At 51.7% G+C, this 2,133-nt stretch carries 1 rRNA gene; it reads left to right on the plus strand.

Annotated elements, in window-relative coordinates:
* Positions 1 to 2,133 (plus strand): 23S ribosomal RNA (locus tag FTU00_RS15405); the annotation flags it as partial.

Here is a 2,133-nt window from a genome sequence, read left to right on the forward strand (position 1 = left end):
TAGTTGCTGGGTATAGACCCGAAACCGGGTGATCTATCCATGAGCAGGTTGAAGGTTGGGTAACACTAACTGGAGGACCGAACCCACTGTCGTTGAAAAGCCAGGGGATGACTTGTGGATAGGGGTGAAAGGCTAATCAAACTCGGTGATAGCTGGTTCTCCCCGAAAGCTATTTAGGTAGCGCCTCGGACGAATACCATTGGGGGTAGAGCACTGTTTCGGCTAGGGGGTCATCCCGACTTACCAAACCGATGCAAACTCCGAATACCAATGAGTACTATCCGGGAGACAGACTGCGGGTGCTAACGTCCGTAGTCAAGAGGAAAACAATCCAGACCGCCAGCTAAGGTCCCTAAATCATAGTTAAGTGGGAAACGATGTGGGAAGGCATAGACAGCTAGGAGGTTGGCTTAGAAGCAGCCACCCTTTAAAGAAAGCGTAATAGCTCACTAGTCGAGTCGGCCTGCGCGGAAGATGTAACGGGGCTAAAACTATGTACCGAAGCTGCGGATTTGCAATTTATTGCAAGTGGTAGGGGAGCGTTCTGTAAGCCGATGAAGGTGGATTGAGAAGTCTGCTGGAGGTATCAGAAGTGCGAATGCTGACGTGAGTAACGACAAAACGGGTGAAAAACCCGTTCGCTGAAAGACCAAGGGTTCCAGTCCAACGTTAATCGGGGCTGGGTGAGTCGACCCCTAAGGCGAGGCCGAGAGGCGTAGTCGATGGGAAATTGGTTAATATTCCAATACTTCAGTGTAATGCGATGAGAGGACGGAGAAGGTTAAGTCAGCCTGGCGTTGGTTGTCCAGGTGGAAGACTGTAGGCATGTATCTTAGGCAAATCCGGGGTACTCTATGCTGAGAGTTGATAGCAAGCCAGTTTACTGGTGAAGTGGCTGATACCATACTTCCAGGAAAAGTCTCTAAGCTTCAGTTACACTGGAATCGTACCCGAAACCGACACAGGTGGTCAGGTCGAGTAGACCAAAGCGCTTGAGAGAACTCTGCTGAAGGAACTAGGCAAAATGGTACCGTAACTTCGGGAGAAGGTACGCTGCCGGCGGTGATAGGACTTGCTCCTTGAGCTGTTGGCAGCCTCAGAAACCAGGCCGCTGCAACTGTTTATTAAAAACATAGCACTCTGCAAACACGAAAGTGGACGTATAGGGTGTGATGCCTGCCCGGTGCTGGAAGGTTAATTGATGGGGTTAGCGTAAGCGAAGCTCTTGATCGAAGCCCCAGTAAACGGCGGCCGTAACTATAACGGTCCTAAGGTAGCGAAATTCCTTGTCGGGTAAGTTCCGACCTGCACGAATGGCATAATGATGGCGGCGCTGTCTCCAGCAGAGGCTCAGTGAAATCGAATTCGCCGTGAAGATGCGGTGTACCCGCGGCTAGACGGAAAGACCCCGTGAACCTTTACTGCAGCTTGACATTGAACTTTGATCTTACTTGTGTAGGATAGGTGGGAGGCTTTGAAGTGGTGACGCTAGTTGCCATGGAGCCGTCCTTGAAATACCACCCTGGTAATATTGAGGTTCTAACTCTGCTCCCTGATCGGGAGCGAGGACCATGTCTGGTGGGTAGTTTGACTGGGGCGGTCTCCTCCTAAAGAGTAACGGAGGAGTACGAAGGTGCGCTCAGCGTGGTCGGAAATCACGCGTAGAGTATAAAGGCAAAAGCGCGCTTAACTGCGAGACCCACAAGTCGAGCAGGTACGAAAGTAGGTCTTAGTGATCCGGTGGTTCTGTATGGAAGGGCCATCGCTCAACGGATAAAAGGTACTCTGGGGATAACAGGCTGATACCGCCCAAGAGTTCATATCGACGGCGGTGTTTGGCACCTCGATGTCGGCTCATCTCATCCTGGGGCTGAAGCAGGTCCCAAGGGTATGGCTGTTCGCCATTTAAAGAGGTACGCGAGCTGGGTTTAGAACGTCGTGAGACAGTTCGGTCCCTATCTACCGTGGGCGCTGGAAATTTGAGAGGATCTGCTCCTAGTACGAGAGGACCAGAGTGGACGAACCTCTGGTGTACCGGTTGTGACGCCAGTCGCATCGCCGGGTAGCTATGTTCGGAAGGGATAACCGCTGAAAGCATCTAAGCGGGAAGCCTACCTCAAGATAAGATTTCCC

Source organism: Acinetobacter sp. YH12041 (assembly GCF_013419975.1).
Lineage (GTDB): Bacteria > Pseudomonadota > Gammaproteobacteria > Pseudomonadales > Moraxellaceae > Acinetobacter.